Origin of the sequence: Mucilaginibacter lappiensis, assembly GCF_900155965.1 — a bacterium.
In the GTDB taxonomy this organism is placed as follows: Bacteria; Bacteroidota; Bacteroidia; order Sphingobacteriales; family Sphingobacteriaceae; genus Mucilaginibacter; species Mucilaginibacter lappiensis.
In genome coordinates this window covers 1-16,053 of the sequence record NZ_FTMG01000025.1, presented here as the reverse complement: position 1 = coordinate 16,053, position 16,053 = coordinate 1, and the positions used below count along the sequence as shown (strand labels likewise).

14 protein-coding genes are annotated in these 16,053 nt (G+C 41.7%); 5 read left to right on the top strand and 9 right to left on the bottom strand.

Annotated elements, in window-relative coordinates:
- Nucleotides 1-16: 16 nt before the first annotated feature.
- The 7 genes from BW976_RS27660 to BW976_RS27630 form a co-directional block, all read right to left on the bottom strand.
- Complete coding sequence (locus tag BW976_RS27660) at nucleotides 17-1,270, bottom strand: quinol:cytochrome C oxidoreductase (RefSeq protein ID WP_076378724.1); 1,254 nt, start codon at nucleotides 1,268-1,270, stop codon at nucleotides 17-19.
- Nucleotides 1,271-1,283: 13 nt separating this feature from the next.
- Nucleotides 1,284-1,868, bottom strand: coding sequence for a c-type cytochrome (locus BW976_RS27655; protein ID WP_076378722.1), 585 nt, complete (start codon nucleotides 1,866-1,868; stop codon nucleotides 1,284-1,286).
- The gene (locus BW976_RS27650) at nucleotides 1,852-2,388 is read right to left on the bottom strand and encodes a DUF3341 domain-containing protein (protein ID WP_076378720.1); all 537 of its coding nucleotides are present in this window, start codon (nucleotides 2,386-2,388) and stop codon (nucleotides 1,852-1,854) included. The genes BW976_RS27655 and BW976_RS27650 overlap by 17 nt, the downstream gene beginning before the upstream one ends.
- 5 nt (nucleotides 2,389-2,393) lie before the next feature.
- Complete coding sequence (gene nrfD, locus BW976_RS27645) at nucleotides 2,394-3,866, bottom strand: NrfD/PsrC family molybdoenzyme membrane anchor subunit (protein WP_076378718.1); 1,473 nt, start codon at nucleotides 3,864-3,866, stop codon at nucleotides 2,394-2,396.
- Between the two features lie 27 nt (nucleotides 3,867-3,893).
- Entirely contained in the window at nucleotides 3,894-6,956 is a 3,063-nt protein-coding gene (locus tag BW976_RS27640; RefSeq protein WP_076378716.1) for a TAT-variant-translocated molybdopterin oxidoreductase, read from the bottom strand.
- A 38-nt stretch (nucleotides 6,957-6,994) separates the two neighbouring features.
- Nucleotides 6,995-8,278 (bottom strand): c-type cytochrome, encoded by a 1,284-nt coding sequence (locus BW976_RS27635; RefSeq protein WP_076378714.1) that lies wholly within the window; start codon nucleotides 8,276-8,278, stop codon nucleotides 6,995-6,997.
- Nucleotides 8,279-8,532: 254 nt separating this feature from the next.
- Complete coding sequence (locus BW976_RS27630; RefSeq protein ID WP_076378712.1) at nucleotides 8,533-9,513, bottom strand: deoxyhypusine synthase family protein; 981 nt, start codon at nucleotides 9,511-9,513, stop codon at nucleotides 8,533-8,535.
- Nucleotides 9,514-9,691: 178 nt separating this feature from the next.
- On the opposite strand from BW976_RS27630, the gene BW976_RS27625 reads away from it, so the two are divergent.
- The 3 genes from BW976_RS27625 (at nucleotide 9,692) to BW976_RS27615 (ending at nucleotide 13,317) form a co-directional block, all read left to right on the top strand.
- Nucleotides 9,692-10,516, top strand: a complete 825-nt coding sequence (locus BW976_RS27625; RefSeq protein ID WP_076378710.1) for a porin family protein — start codon at nucleotides 9,692-9,694, stop codon at nucleotides 10,514-10,516.
- A gap of 55 nt (nucleotides 10,517-10,571) precedes the next feature.
- The gene (locus BW976_RS27620; protein ID WP_076378708.1) at nucleotides 10,572-12,002 is read left to right on the top strand and encodes a hypothetical protein; all 1,431 of its coding nucleotides are present in this window, start codon (nucleotides 10,572-10,574) and stop codon (nucleotides 12,000-12,002) included.
- Between the two features lie 181 nt (nucleotides 12,003-12,183).
- A complete protein-coding gene (locus BW976_RS27615; protein ID WP_076378706.1) occupies nucleotides 12,184-13,317 on the top strand; it encodes a BamA/TamA family outer membrane protein in 1,134 nt (377 codons plus the stop codon).
- Nucleotides 13,318-13,420: 103 nt separating this feature from the next.
- Here the strand turns inward: BW976_RS27615 and BW976_RS27610 are convergent, their stop codons facing one another.
- Nucleotides 13,421-14,209 carry an O-methyltransferase gene (locus tag BW976_RS27610; RefSeq protein WP_076378704.1) on the bottom strand — a complete coding sequence of 263 codons (789 nt, stop codon included), beginning with the start codon at nucleotides 14,207-14,209 and terminating at the stop codon, nucleotides 13,421-13,423.
- Between the two features lie 45 nt (nucleotides 14,210-14,254).
- Here BW976_RS27610 and BW976_RS27605 point away from each other — a divergent pair, with 45 nt between their 5' ends.
- Together BW976_RS27605 and BW976_RS27600 are read left to right on the top strand one after the other, a co-directional pair.
- Nucleotides 14,255-15,112 carry a transglutaminase family protein gene (locus BW976_RS27605; RefSeq protein ID WP_084192375.1) on the top strand — a complete coding sequence of 286 codons (858 nt, stop codon included), beginning with the start codon at nucleotides 14,255-14,257 and terminating at the stop codon, nucleotides 15,110-15,112.
- A 20-nt stretch (nucleotides 15,113-15,132) separates the two neighbouring features.
- Nucleotides 15,133-15,687 carry a GNAT family N-acetyltransferase gene (locus BW976_RS27600; protein WP_076378702.1) on the top strand — a complete coding sequence of 185 codons (555 nt, stop codon included), beginning with the start codon at nucleotides 15,133-15,135 and terminating at the stop codon, nucleotides 15,685-15,687.
- A gap of 36 nt (nucleotides 15,688-15,723) precedes the next feature.
- On the opposite strand, the gene BW976_RS27595 is transcribed toward BW976_RS27600, so the two are convergent.
- On the bottom strand, nucleotides 15,724-16,053 hold a 330-nt coding region (locus BW976_RS27595; protein WP_139332344.1), incomplete at its 5' end, for a transposase.

The following is a 16,053-nucleotide window of genomic DNA, read 5'->3' as shown; positions in this document are numbered from 1 at the left end:
GCAAAAATAACAATTATTATATGTGATGATGAAGACTCTCCTGCAGGAACGGATGTTTTTTAGGAACAAGCGATTTGAATTTACTTAAAGCATTCAACATCAGATAAGTAAACAATCCAGCAAATCCTACGGCTACACCAATTTCGATATAGAAAAATCCTACTTTGTCACCAACAGTACCTGGCATGATCATGATAAAGTAATCCAGCCAGTGACCCAGGATCAGGATGATACAGGTTGCTTTCAATATGCTGGTACTGCGTTTTGAATCACGAGCCATGATGATCAATAAAGGAGCTAAAAAGTTGATCACAATATTTAACCAGAACCATGGTTTAAATTCAGGCTCCCATCTTTTCAGGAAGTAAACACTTTCCTCAGGGATGTTAGCATAGTAAATCAACAGGAACTGTGCAAACCACACATAAGTCCAGAATATAGAGAAACCAAACATTAACTGGCCCAGGTTATGCAGGTGATCCTGTGTAACCCATTGCATATATCCTGCAGATCTTAATAATATAATGGTTAAGGTGATCACTGATAAACAGCTTACCCACATGGCAGCAAAGTTGTACCAACCAAACATGGTTGAGAACCAATGCGCCTCTAATGACATGATCACGTCAAAAGAAAATACCGGTTGAGTAAATCCGAAGATCACCAGGAAAGCTGCCGAAATGGTAAAGCTCTTTTTGTAGTAGAATAATCCACCCAATTCGTCTTCAGTTTCAGAATATTTAGCCAGTAACCAACCGAATATTGCGTAAGCACCTAAGAATACCACGATACGGATCAGGAAGAACGGCATGTTCAAAAATCCTGACTTACCTGCTAAAACAGGATCGTAATTTTCACTGCCCGGTGTGGTAACACCAGCCTGGTGCCATATTTTATATAAGTATGGAGCAACTACATCTTTACCTTCAATTTCGGTATGATGTGTCAGATTTAAACCGGCTATAATAATAACCAGTAAGATCACTGAAGCTATAGGCAGTACCCTGGCAAATGCCTGAGGCACCCGCAGCAGTGAAGCCGACCAGCCCGCCTGTGCTACGTATTGCAAAGCGCAGAAAAATACGCCAGCTGCACAAACACAGGTAAAGTAATAACCCATGAGCAATAAGTTGGCAAATGTACGCTCACCCTGGTTAGTTAAAAAACCAATGGCTATGGCCAAGACACCAACGGCTATGGCTGCCAGGCTTATCGTTTTTACCCGACCGGTAAAAACAAATTGCTCGTCTAAACTATTATGAGTATTCATTCAGTTCTAATTCTTATAAAGTTTGTAAATGGTGAACATACATGATTACTTTCCAGCGTTCTTCAGGGGCCAGCTGCGAAGCGTATGAACCCATTGCATTTACGCCATAAGTAATGGTATGATATATTTTACCGTCTGTTAAGTCTTTCATGGCACCACCACGTGATGACTGGCCTTTTGAATATGATGGCGGCGGCGGATAACCATGTTGTGTTACCAAACCATCACCCTGACCATTAACACCATGACATGGAGAGCAGAAGTGTTCGAACAAAATTTTGCCATCGGCATAATTTGCCTGGGTTTGGGCCAGTACTGTTTTTACTTCAACGCTTGCCAGTTCATATCCATCTTTTGTATTTGGATAATCAAACTTGGTAAAACCTACCGGTATAGTTCCGGCTGGCGGTACCTGCGCGGTTTTGCCATCCTTAAAATTCGGGTTCTTTTGATCCGGATCGTATGCGATATGCTCATACATATTAGGGGCGTACTCCCATCCGGTACTCCTTTTATCTTTGCACGACGTTACTACAATCGAAGCAGCGATAATGATAACTATTGTTCCTAATATTCTAAATTTATTCATAGCTAACATATTTTCTGTCGTTATGCTTAACTTCACTTGCCCCTGCTTCTTTTAATATTGTGTTGATATCCTCGTGCGGTATATTTCCTTTGGCGTCAATGGCTATCACAAACTTGTCGTTGGTAGCTCTCAGGTCCATTACCCTTGGCGCACGACCCGGGAAAAGGTGCGTAGCGAAAAAGAAGGTAAATGCCATACCGTATGATGCGAATAATACCGTCCACTCAAAAGTTACGGGGATAAAATCTGGGATGGCAAAAAAGTTTTTACCACCGATGTCCATTGGCCAGTCATGTACCAGGAAGTAATAAACCAAAGTAAAAATGGTTGTACCACCCATACAGCCGAACATGAAGGCCGCGTAACCTAGTCTGGAATCCTTGATACCCAGTTTAGCGTCGATACCGTGGATAGGCATTGGCGTGTAAACATCGTAAATAGGAACACTATTTTTTTGTAGTTTGTCAATCCCGTGCATCAGATCATCGGGATCATCAAAAATGCCTAATATATATTTGGTGCTACTCATCTTTATTATGCTTTTTCGTATTCAGAATGGTCAATACTATCAAACTTGATCAGGTTATCTTTATAGAACTCTACGTGAGCCGGATCAAGGTGGCCTTCGGCAATCTGTTTCTTCTTAGCCTGCTCACTTGCGCTCTTCAGCAGTAATTTTACTTCGGCAATAGCTACAGAAGGCATTACCCTGATGAACAACAGGAACATGGTAAAGAATATACCGATAGATCCAACAAACACACCTACGTCAACCCAGGTTGGGTAAAACATGGCCCAGCTTGAAGGAATGTAATCACGGTGTAATGAAGTAACAATGATCACAAAACGCTCAAACCACATACCTATATTTACAATGATAGATAGTACCCATGAAATTGGGATATTGGTTCTAACTTTCTTAGACCACATCATCTGGGTCATCAATACGTTACAGCCATACATCATACAGGCAGCCCACCAGTACGGACCGATAAACCTGTTTAAGAAGGTGTATTGCTCGTATTCGCCACCAGAATAGTAAGCGATAAAGAACTCTGTGATGTAAGCCACACCTACCACCGAACCGGTTACCAGGATAATCTTGTTCATCGATTCGATGTGGAACATGGTGATGTAGTTTTCCAGACCTAATACTTTACGGGTTACCAATAATAGTGTTTGCACCATGGCAAAACCCGAGAAGATAGCTCCCGCAACGAAGTAAGGAGGGAAAATGGTGGTGTGCCATCCCGGCTCAAGCGAGGTTGCAAAGTCCATGGATACAATGGTGTGTACCGAAAGTACCAGTGGTGTTGATAAACCTGCTAATATTAAGGATACAGTTTCAAAACGCTGCCAGGTTTTAACTGAACCAGTCCAGCCGAATGAAGCTACCGAATAAATGCGGCGGCGTAAGCCTGTTGCACGGTCACGGATAGAAGCCATATCTGGCAATAAACCTGTGTACCAGAACACCAGTGAAACCGAAAAATAAGTTGATATCGCGAATACGTCCCAGATAAGCGGTGAGTTAAAGTTAACCCAAAGTGAGCCGTACTGGTTTGGTAAAGGCAATGAATAAAGCGCCATCCATGGGCGACCCATGTGAGCACCGATATAGGTGGCAGCGCAAATTACCGCGAAGATGGTCATCGCCTCGGCCGAGCGGTTAATAGAGTTACGCCAGTTTTGACGGAACAGTAATAATACGGCCGAGATCAGCGTACCGGCGTGACCGATACCTACCCACCACACGAAACCGGTGATATCCCAGGCCCATCCTACTGTTTTATTTAGTCCCCATGATCCAATTCCGTACCAGAAGGTGTAGCTGATAGAAACAACCCAAAGTAATGCTCCGAGCGAGGCTACTGTAAAACCGATCCACCAAGCTTTACTTGGCATATTTTCTACGGGACGTAATATATCGTCAGTGATCTGACCATAGGTAATGTTATTACCCGTTATTAACGGTTCCCTTATTATTGATTCACTATGAGATGCCATATATTTTAATCTCTGTATATAAAAATTTTAAGCCTCTAATTCAATTGCGTTTCTAACTTTTACCTGGTAACCTATACCTGGCTGTACGTTTAATTCTTCCAGCACGTAGTAAGTTCTTTCGCTCTTCAGTGCTTTTGAAACTTCCGAATTAGGATCATTCCGGTTACCGAAAACGATAGCGTTTGCAGAGCATGTTTGCTGACAAGCCATTTTAACCTCGCCGTCTTTCAACGGGCGTTTTTCAATTTTAGCTTTCAGTTTACCAGCTTGTATACGTTGAACACACATAGAGCATTTTTCCATTACACCGCGGAAACGGGTAACAACATCCGGGTTTAACACCAGTTGAGTATGCTCATTGTTCAGGTAGTTATCAAAACGTGAATCGTTCCAGTAGTTAAACCAGTTAAAGCGGCGTACTTTGTAAGGGCAGTTATTTGCGCAATAACGGGTACCTACACAACGGTTGTAAGCCATCTGGTTTAAACCTTCTGATGAGTGAACGGTTGCTAATACCGGGCAAACTGTTTCGCAAGGTGCGTGGTCACAGTGCTGGCAAAGCATGGGCTGATGCACAACGGTTACTTTATCAAAAGCATCGTCTTTCAATTTATCAATCTCGTACTCTTCAGTAATGCTTTCGCCTTTTTCTTCGTAGCTGTAATAACGATCTATACGGATCCAGTGCATTTCGCGACGGCGACGTACCTCGTCTTTACCAACTACAGGAATGTTATTCTCTGCGTTACAAGCAACCACACAGGCACCGCAACCGGTACAAGCGTTTAAGTCGATAGCCATAACCCAGTCATAAACCGGGCGATCGTGACTTGGTACATCCCATAAGCTTTCCTCGTCGTAGTTCTTATGGCCTTTTTCGTTACCGCTATGAACAGCAGGATTCTTTTTGTATTCGGCAAATTTAGCTTCGCGAATTACACTACGGCCCTCGTAAGAGTGGTGCGTTTGTGTTTGCGCCAGCGGCGATTTGATACCTGTTGGCGTAAATTCGGTAACTACTGCTGTGGTTTGGAAAGTTCCGTTACGGAAGCTGTAGAAAGGGAACGCGTTTTTACCTACGTTATCACCTACCGGACCAGCATTTGTACGGCCATAACCAACAGCTATGGATAAAGTGCCTTGCGCCTGGCCTGGTTGTGCCAGTACAGGTAGTTCAACAGTATAACCATTGGCTGTGATTTTAATCACATCGCCTTCGCTTAGTTTTAATCTTTTGATATCGGCAACAGAAACAGCTACAAAGTTATCCCAGGTAACTTTCGAAACCGGATCTGGCAATTCCTGTAACCATGGGTTGTTGGCACGTTTACCATCGCCTATTGCAGGTGACTGATAAACCTGTAATTCAAACTTGCCATCACCGGCTGCAATTGAAGCGCTGTGAGTAAGGATAGTTTGTGCTACAGCGTTCAGGTCACGGTTAAAGGTGTAAGTACCTGAAGTGTTTGGCGTAGTTTTAATCATACCGGTTTGCAGCAGGGTTTCCCAGCCTTTTTGACCAGATAAACCACCTTTAGCAAGCAGGTTCTCGTTCCAGGTGTTGCGAACGAAGGTATAGTAATCTTTAACCGGATTTTGTGCCCATACCAGTAAGCTGTGCTCAGCCTGGCGGGTGTTATATACCGGGTTGATAGTTGGCTGTACAACGGTGTAGTAACCTTCAACCGCGTTAGCATCTCCCCATGACTCCAGGTAATGGTGGTTTGGCGCTATTACATTTGATAATAAAGCTGTTTCATCATCATGGTCTGCGAAGGATACTCTCAGGCGTGCTTTAGCCAGCGCGTCTTTAAATTCTTTTGCTTTAAAATAATCGTAAGCGGGGTTAACATTCAGGAATAATACACCTGCAACTTCACCACGACCTAATTCATTTACAAACTCAACAAACTCAGCGTCGTTACCGGTATATTGTTTTGATGGGTTATCCAGATCGATAGTAGTGCCGTAGCTGCCCAGCAGGGAGTTAATGGCATTTACTAAAACCTGTGTAGCTACATCATTTGAACCGGCTACTACTAAAGCTTTTCCTTTAGCTGCAACCAATTCTTTAGCGGCAATAGTGATCGCGTTTTCAGCTGCTTTGCTGCTTAATTTTTTAGAACCAGGTAAAGTGGTGCCAGAAATAGCATTGTATAAGTTGATGATAGCGATACCTTCTTCTGATGGTTTAATCGCTAAACGGTTATCAGCATTGGTACCGGTAAGGCTCATTCCGCTTTCAAACTGGATGTGACGTGACATCTTTTTGCTTTCAAGCGATTTGTTGTTACGGTTTGATACGTACTGACGGGTAAACTCTTCGCCAGAGATCCAGGTTCCCAGGAAATCAGCGCCAAAGCTTACAATGATATCGGCTTTATCAAAGTTATAGTGCGGTATTACAGCTTTACCAAAGCTATTTTGGTTGGCTTGTATAATACCGGTATAAGATACCGCATCATAAGTAACATGCTTAGCTGTTGGGTATTGCTTAATAAAATCAGCAATTACAGCTAAAGTAGAAGGGCTGTTGATGCTGGATGTTACCAAACGAATGTTTTTTCCAGCTGCTTTAATAGCGGCCAATTCTTTGATCACAAAAGCATCGATCTCTGACCATCCGGCTTCCTCGCCTTTCAGTTTAGGATCTTTTAAACGGTTTACATCATACAAATCCAGAACAGAAGCCTGGGCTTGTGCGCTTAAGCCGCCTTTTGAAAAAATATCATTTGGGTTACCTTCTACTTTAATAGGGCGACCTTCACGTGTTTTAACCAATATAGCCTGTCCTTCATAAGTTGAAGAATAGTAGTTAGCTACACCAGGTGTAACCTCTTCAGGTTTGATCAGGTAAGGAATTGATTTATGTACAGGTACACGCTGACAAGCTGCCAGGGTAACCGCGCCTACACCAAACCCAAGCGCTTTTAAAAAGTCGCGACGTGGGGTTTTAGCAGATAAACCATCTCCGCTGAGTATTTCCTCAATTGGAATAGGCTCGGCAAATTCGTTTTTATTTTTCTCAACAAATTCTGGTGTTCTGTTTAGTTCTTCTAAACCTTTCCAGTATTTTTTATTGCTGTCCATTTAAGTTATATAAACTGTAATGCTAAAATTCTTATTTATTAATAGTGGCACTTGCCGCACTCGATACCGCCTAACACCGCGGCTGTAACTTTCTCGCCCTTCTTGATCTTATCGTGAGCAGCAAGTATGCTATCGTAGTAAGCGTTTCCTTTACCGTTAACTTCGGTACGTTTGTGGCACTGGATACACCATTTCATCGTTAACGGCGAGTACTGGTAAACCTCTTTCATGGTTTGAACCGGACCATGGCAGGTTTGGCATTTGATGCCGCCAACTTTCACGTGCTGTGAGTGGTTAAAGTAAGCCAGATCCGGCAGGTTGTGAACGCGTATCCATTGGATAGGTTTAGCCTGTGTGCTGTCATACTTTTGAGTTTTTGGATCATAACCCAAAGCATCGTATATTTTATGTATCTCCGGCGACTCCGTTTTAACAACCTTGTGGCAGTTCATACAAACGTTAAGCGAAGGAATAGAAGCGTTCTTTGATTTGTAAGCGCCGGTGTGGCAATACTGACAATCAATTTTCATGGTACCTGCGTGTAACTCATGTGAGTATTTGATAGGCTGTACCGGCTGGTAACCTGTGTGCACGTTAGTATTCCACAAAGTAACCCATCCCCAGCTACCCATAGCAAGCGTACCGCAAAGAATAATAAAGAATACCAGCTTCTTATTTTTCAGGATCCTTTTGATCAGATCTTTTTTCTTAGCCTCAGCTACTTCTTCGGCAGTTGGTTCAGCTTCTTCGTCAATTACAAGGCCTTTACCTTTTAATAACAGGCGCTCTAATGTGGCTACAACCCTGTTTAATACCAGTATTACGATGAATGCAATAATGATAACAGCGATCAAGCCCCAGATAACCATACTGCTTGGACCTTTATCAGCTCCGGGAGCATTTGGATCAGCAGCAGCTGTTTTAGGCTTTTCCTGCTCAGTTTTCCATTCAGTACGCACGTAGGCTATAACATTAGTTACATCAGCGTCAGAAAGCTCGGTAAATACCGTCATCCCAGCCTGGTTAAATTTGTTATAGATTGCTAACGCCTTAGGATTTTTGGCAGCGATCAAAGCCTGATTGTTCTGGATCCATTGGATCAGATATTTGTCGTCCGTTTCTTCGGTAAGCTGCGGACCCAATGCAGGGCCAATTAATTGCTGATCGATCTTATGACAGGCAGTACATTTGGATTTAAAGATGGCTTCGCCTTTAGCCGCGTCGGCCTGAGCATAAGCATTTGAAAAACCCCAAAAAGCAAACCCGGCAATTAGAAGAACCGACCTTGAGAATTGTTTAAAAATCAATGAGAAATTTCTCATAAAGTGTATTTATGCTAAATAATTTTATATTAATGTTTGAAACCGCTGTAGAAGATGTACGCTCCATCTCATTATTTCAGGCACAAAAGTAAAATTTATTACAGTATCGCTGACACATAAATGACAGTAACCTATAATTTATAATCGTTCTAAATAATTACAAAAAGCCATTTAAACAACGCAGGGAGGCTTTTTGGCCAACAATGCAGTTTTTTAAACATCAAACTACATTGCCGGCATATTTGAAAATTTAATTATTGTTTTAATATCCAGGCAAATATCAATGGTGCAACAATTGTTGCATCGCTTTCCACAATAAACTTAGGGGTGTGTATATCCAGCTTGCCCCAGGTTATTTTTTCGTTAGGTACCGCGCCCGAGTAGGAACCGTACGAGGTTGTTGAATCTGATATCTGGCAAAAGTAGCTCCAGAATGGAACGTCATGCATCTCCATATCCTGATAAAGCATAGGCACTACGCATATTGGGAAGTCGCCGGCTATACCACCGCCTATCTGAAAAAATCCGATTCCTTTACCCGATGAATTTTTAGTATACCAATCGGCAAGCCAGGCCATATACTCAATGCCACTCTTCATGGTTGATGCTTTTAACTCTCCTTTGATAATGTATGATGCAAAAATATTACCCATGGTACTATCTTCCCATCCCGGTACAACAATAGGCAGGTTTTTTTCGGCAGCGGCCAGCATCCAGGAGTTTTTCGGATCAATTTCATAGTATTGCTCCAACTCACCGCTTAATAATATCTTGTACATATACTCATGCGGAAAATAACGCTCACCGCTGTCATCAGCATCTTTCCATATTTTGTGGATATGTTTTTGCAAACGACGGAATGCTTCTTCCTCCGGGATACAAGTATCGGTAACACGGTTGTAATGGTTCTCGAGCAGATCCCACTCTTCCTGCGGACTCAGGTCGCGATAATTTGGCACCCTTTTGTAGTGTGAGTGCGCTACCAGGTTCATGATATCCTCTTCCAGGTTGGCGCCTGTACAGGAAATAATGGCGATTTTATCCTGACGGATCATTTCGGCCAGCGAAATACCCAGCTCGGCCGTACTCATGGCACCGGCAAGGGTAACCATCATTTTGCCGCCTTCGTCAAGGTGTGTTTCATACCCTTTTGCCGCATCCATTAATGCTGCCGCGTTAAAATGCAGATAGTTTTTTTCAATAAACTGCGAAATAGGTCCTCTTGTGATGCTCATAGTATATCAATAAAATTCGGTGCAAAAGTAGACATTTTTATAATGCGCAGATTATTAGATGTGCAGATTTCAGATGCCCGGATATGCCAAATCAAAATAATCCAATTCCTTTTGCAAACAATTCAAATTATGTATTATCTTCGGCCAATTTTTAAAATCAACCTTATTACACATTTTAATGCACTCCTTCGTAAAGTACCGCTCTATACCCATTCGGTATATCAATACTACTGCTATTTATTTTTTAACTGTTATAGTTTTATCTTTTTTAACCAACGTTTCAGCAGCGCAGAATCGCAATGAAAAAAAAGATGTCTATAAACATAAAACTATTGATACCCTAAAAACCAGGTATGAAATTGGTGTATCAGGCGGCTTTAATTTAAACAGATTTACCAAAGAACAACCCCAAACAGGGTTCAATACGGGCTATAATGCCGGTATCTCTTTAAATTATCACTTATATAAACAACTAAGCCTGCAATTGGAGGCCAATTACCTGCAGCAGGGAGGCCAAATGATTACTTTTAAAGATGACACCAGACTTGGTTTGCCTGAAAGCTTTTCTACTAAAAATGTAAAAAACAGCTCCTACACATTAAATAGTATTGAGATTCCGCTTTTGGTTAATTATACCATTAATATCAAGCCATCCTGGAAACCGTCATTTTATATTGGCGCAAGTTACGCCTACACTTTTAATGTTACTGAGAGCTATCAAAAAACAGGAAATTTACTTCCGGGAGAAGACATTATAGCTACCGTTAACGGCAAACAGACTGTCTCTGGCCTATTTAATAGTACCCGATATAATCTTATAACAGGTGCTAATGTAAAACTGCCATTAACCTCAAGATTTAAATTACTGCTTGACTTTAGATACTTAACCGGATTAACCACCGCCAGAGCAAACTATTCATATATGGAAAAAGTAGGTTTTGGTAGTAACGTCCGAACTAACTCTTTTGTATCAAGAATTGGTATAGTAATGCCCCTCAAGTAAACCACGTCTACCTCAGGTTCTTTTAAAACTTAAATCGATAAAAATAAAACCCAAAATGAATTCAAAACTTACCTTACTTTTTATAGTATTTGTTACGCTTTTTGCAGGATGCTCTAAAAATAGCTTTAATGAAAGTGATGCTATAGCTGCACAAAAAGACTTGCTCCAATTACAATATCAGCATGAGCTTGATTTGGAAACACTTAAACAGAAAGGCGCTACAGCCTTGCAGGACTTGATTAACACCGCGATGCTTAATCAGCTTAAATTAAATGACAGCCTGGCTCAGCAAAAGGCTATAGCCGCAAATACCAAAGACTATAGCGTTACGGTTGTTGACGTTGTATCAAATAGCCCGATAGCTGATGCTGATGTTGCAGTATCATCAAACGGGAAAGTAATTACCACAAAAACCAATGCACAAGGCATAGCGACCTTTACCGCGGTAAACCTGTATGCTACATCTGCTTTTCTGATATCAAAAACCGGCTATGCCGCATCACAGATATTACAGCAGAATATAACATATGGACCTGTAAAACTTTGGAATACAACAGACCTTACAAACGAGATTACAGGTAATCTGTATATTGAAACAGATTTAACCAACCTTACTCCTGAAAAAGTAGGCGCACAGGTTTTGGTTACAGCTTCGGCAAACATCCCCGCTAGTCCATCAGGTACTTACACAGTTTACTTTCCAACCTTTACTGATGCAACAGGCACTTACGATATAAAGTTACCTGCGGCGCCAAATGGCTATAACCTGTCTTTCCAACAAATTGCAGCCGATCAAAAACTCTTTGTGAACGCTACTGAGGACGACCAGGTTCGTACATTTCCGGCTAGTTTACCAAGACAAACAACTATAAAAACCTATTTTAATGTTAACCAGTTTAATGCACCGGTTCCTAATGTTAACATTTATTATTATTTCAAGGTAGCTGCGGATACCAAAGGTAAAGTATTGTACATTCCTGGTAATAATGGATATTACCCATATAACCAGGTACTTGTATCAGCTATAGGTAGCAAATATCAGGTTGAGCAGCTTGCTGTAAATAACAACTACTATAATGGTACGCCTGTAGATTGGAATGCATATACATATACGCCAAACACTAAAATTGATGTACAAATGGTTGATGTAGCCGGAAATATCATAGAGTCGGCTCCAAAACTATCAGCCTCTGCCGATGCAAATGGTAAGTTAATTGGCTTTTACTCGTCACAAGGGCAATATAGTTACGTAAATCTGAAAACAGATAATAACGGCGCATTAGTTGCCAATGCTAAAGGAGTTATACTAAGGGCTTTGCCGTATGATAGCTATTCAGGACTATACTCTTTAAACTTTTCTGCCAACCTAAATACAGCAAGTAATTTCACAACATCTTCTACTTTCCTGAGTCTTAATAAGGGAGATAAAAAAGTAATTAACTTTTATTATGGCACAGGCGATAGCCGTGTAAAACAAGTATTTTAACTATAATGGTTAAATATTAACAAAACAGCCTCTAATTAACAAATTAGGGGCTGTTTTTGTTAAACATATGGCTTGCTATAACGCATGCGAATTTATTAACAGCTTTTACACTGTTAAAGTCGCCCGGATAAAATGTGAACTATTCTTTCGCTTTTTGCTATCTTCGCGCCATCTACGTTACATGAAGAAATTTCTTACCCTCATCATACTGCTGCTTGGTTGCCAGTCGGCATTCTCTCAAACACATCTCCTGCCCAAGTTTATCAGGAAAATGTATTTTGATAAAGACACCACTAAAAAAAGCAGCTTCGTTATTTTACCGGTATTAAGTTCCGCTCCCGAAACCGGAGTTGAAGCCGGTGGCGCAGGCCTATACTCTTTTTATACCGATACCGTAAGCCGGAATACCCGGGTATCCAATATTTTTGCATATGCCACCCTAACAACCAAGGGGCAAAACAGGTTAAGTCTGAGCACCAGTTACTGGACTCCTCAAAACAAATATCATTTTACAGCCGGAATTGGCTATATTAACTTTCCTTTTGATTTTTATGGCATTGGCAATAACACCCTCAAAGCCAATACCGACCGTATTGGCCAGAAAAGGCTTAAACTAAGTTTGGCCGCCGAAAAAAAGGTAGCTGATAACTTTTATGTGGGTTTAGTTGCCGGGGGCGATCGTTACACTTTTAGCGACGGACAACCCAACAGTATTTTTTATACCGATCCTCGTGTGCAATTCAGAAAAGGAGGCACCAGTGTTTATGTAGGGCCAAGTCTAATTTTCGACAGCCGAAACAATAACACCTATACCACCCGCGGCGCACTGATCACTACGTCGCTGCAGTTGACCAAAGGCTTATCCGATTTTGATTATAAAGGGGGATTTTTTAATATTGAGTACAGCCAATTTTTCTCGCTGAGCAAAAAACTGGTATTGGGTATTGATATACAGGACCAAAGTTTGATTGGCGGTCAATCACCATTCTTTTTGATGCCTACCCTGGGCAATGACGAAATTATGCGCGGCTATTACAATGGCCGTTACCGCGACCGTAACCTTACCGTTGGCCAAACCGAGCTGCGTTATCGCCTCACTGAGCGCATTGGTGTAGTAGGCTTCATAGGGACAGGCGAAGTATTTAACAAAGATTTCAGCTTCAGCGACCTGAAACCAAACTATGGTGGCGGCCTCCGTTACTTTTTCGACATAGAAAAAGGCCTGAGCATACGCGCCGACTATGGCATCGGTCAAAAAATTGCCGGAGAAAAACGCCAAAGCGGCTTTTATGTGGGATTAGGACAGGCGTTTTAAGAAGGTAGTACGTTAGACGTGATACGTTGTACGTTTTAAGTAACTAATACTAATTTTATCGGGCAAAACGTATCACATCAAACGTAATACGTACAACCTAATCTTAGTATCTAATCTTAAAATGCTCCTTTTCGGCTCTGCCTGATTTGAAGAATACCAGTCCGATCCAAAACAGATCGACCGTTACGGTAACCTGCGGATGTGCTTTAATCTGCGCCCAGGCTTCCTTCATGCCTTCGCTCCAGTAAATATCATCAAATATCAGTAGGGTACCTTCATGCACTTTTGGCAGGCACCATCCAAAATATTTCAAAGTGGCATCTTTTTGATGGTTACCATCTACAAACACAAAGTCGAGCTGATCAAGTTTGCGGATAACGGCTGGCAGGTTATCATCAAAGTTGCCGGTGATTAGTTCTATCTCTCTAAAACCAGCCTGTGCAAATGTTTCCTGAGCTATCCCGGCTGTTTGTGGGCAGCCCTCCATGGTATAAATATGGGCATTGGGGGCTCCTTCCTGCAGGTAAAGGGTTGTGATACCCAGGCAAGTACCCAACTCAATGATATTGCGTGGCTTAAAACGTGCAGCCAAGCGGTAAAGCAATTGCGCCAGTTTGGGTTGCTTTAAAGCATTGGCGGCAATGTCACCTATCCGCTTTTGGCGGTTATTATTCAACTGTGATCCTGCGCCCAGGTCGGTCACGGTGATCACACGATTGTCAACAAGTAATTTTTCGCGGATATTTTCGATCTCATGGTATGTTTTTTGGGCGGATTGATCATAAATAACTGAATCAACCAGCTGATAAACAAACGGAGAATGTAAGCCGTGCCTGCTTTTTGCCCGGATACGGTGAAACAGGTAATCCTTAACAAACCTAAAATTTAACATCGCTGTAAAAATAAATAAAGGTTTAGTATTTTAGCATTACAGCGTATGATTAATCCAACTGAAGTAAATTCCCTGATTCGCTTACTTGACGATCCTGATAGTGAGATATATGAACATGTGCATGACAAGCTGTTATCATACGGCGCAGAAGCCATCGCCTATCTGGAAAGTGCTTTTGAACAAGCTTTTGATGCTGTACAGCAAGAGCGTATAGCCAACCTGGTTCATGAAATTCAGTTCATCACCCTTAAAAACGACCTGAAACTCTGGCATCAGAGCGGGGCGTTTGATCTGTTGCAAGGCATCCTCATCATTAACCGCTACCAATACCCCGATCTGGATGAGCAAAAGATCATTAACCAGATAGAAGGTATTAAACGCGACATCTGGATACAGATGATGCACGAGGCCAGTCCCAAGGAACAGATCAAGCTGATTAACCACGTATTTTATAATATATATGGCTTCAGCGGCAATACCTCCAATCACCTCGATCCTCAAAACAGCTTTTTGAGCCAGGTGCTCGAAACAAAAAAGGGTAACCAGCCCTCTCTGGCTATTATCTATTCCATTATTGCCCAAAAACTGGATATCCCAGTGTATGGTGTAAACCTGCCCCAACATTTTATTTTAGCTTATCTCGACGAAAGTCAGCAAAGCGAATTTGACAGCGGTATCCTGTTTTACATTAACGCCTTTAACAAGGGGTTTATATTTGGCCGCAGGGATGTAGATATGTTCCTGAAACAACTGAATATTAAGCCCGACAAGCAGTTTTATGAACCCTGCTCCAATACCGACATCATCCGCCGGGTGATCCGTAACCTGATCAGCGCCTATGAAAATTTAGGCTCGGCAGAAAAGGTTGATGAGATGAATGAACTGCTATTGATTTTGGAATAACCAAATCCCCTACCCTGTTTATGCACACACCTTTGGATGATATCATTACTCCGCGACTGATACTTCGCCTCATGAGCATTGATGTTGTTGAAGCTTGCTTAGCGGGTAATTTACGAAGTGCCGGGCGATTACTTGGAGCCAGCATTCCCGAAGAGTTGCTGGAGCATACCAGCAGTTTTCAATATGGTCAGCGGCAACTCAATAATGATCCTAATTATTTCCCCTGGTCGGCCCGGGCTGTTATTTTACCGGAAGAACAGGTCATGATCGGCCTGATCCGTTTCCATAGTCGACCAGATCCGGAATATCTGCATACTTATGTACGAAACGCGGCTGAATTAGGCTACCGGATATTTAAAGGTTACCAAAGACTCCGTTATGCTACCGAAGCCATAACAGCTATGATGGCCTGGGCACAAACCGAATTTGGCGCTAACAAATTTGTTGCTTCAGTATCGCCGGAGAATATACCATCTATGCAATTGGTAACTCGTTTAGGCTTTACAAAAATTGGTGAGGCGATGGATGATGTTGATGGTATGGAGTATGTTTTGCTGTATGAGGCGAAGAGTTAAGATTTATGAAGTTTTAAAAACTTCGATTTCTATGATCTATGCAAGTAAATTTTGATAATTATTTTCATAGTGTGAGTTGTGATTAACGCAGGCAAATATTCTTAGTATAAGTTTGTTTCTAACGGCGTTGATCACACTCATTTTATTCTTCTTTTGCTCGTTTACTTTTCGCTGATAATATTGTTTCAGATCTTGGTTGTATTGTATAGCGACAATGGCCGACATATGTAAAAGTGTTTTTACTTTTTTATTTGCCATGTGTGATACTCTGCCTTTCCCTTTGAATATACCTGATTCTTCCACAAAAGGTGCTACGCCGGCATAACAAGCGTATTGTTTAGGAGTACTTATGTTTTTAAATTCATT